The 475-nt window shown below is 62.9% G+C and carries 1 protein-coding gene; it reads left to right on the forward strand.

Features of this window, described 5'->3' with window-relative positions:
- A partial coding sequence (locus KW821_RS21410; protein ID WP_218292855.1) for a VCBS domain-containing protein occupies positions 1–475 on the forward strand: 475 nt, incomplete at both ends.

Consider the following 475-nt stretch of genomic DNA (forward strand, 5'->3'; position numbering starts at 1 on the left):
GTGCTGCGGTTGCTGCACTGGGCAGCTACGGTACCTTCACCCAAAATCCGACCACCGGCGCCTGGACCTATGTGCTGGACAACAGCAAGGCGGCGACCCAGGCGCTGACGGCGGGCTCCAACCTGAGCTACGACGTCTGGTACACGATGAAGGATGCGGACGGCGATGAGAGCATCGCCAAGCTGACCATCAACATCAAGGGGGCGGATGACAGCTCCAGCGTGGTGACGGCGGCGACGACGGGTCCGGATCACCTGGTGTACGAATCAGGCCTCAATCCGAATGGCTCGAATGCGGCGGCCAACAGCGAGACGGTGGCGGGTAGCTTCACGGTGTCGGCCACGGACGGGATTTTGAATGTGGTGATAGGGGGGACCAGCTACACCCTGGCCCAGGTGCAAGGGTTTAACGGTAGCCAGACGGTCAACACCGGCGAAGGGGTGCTGACGCTGCTGAGTTACGTGGGCACGGCCAG

The organism is Aeromonas sp. sif2416 (assembly GCF_019218665.1).
Classification (GTDB): Bacteria; Pseudomonadota; Gammaproteobacteria; order Enterobacterales; family Aeromonadaceae; genus Aeromonas; species Aeromonas encheleia.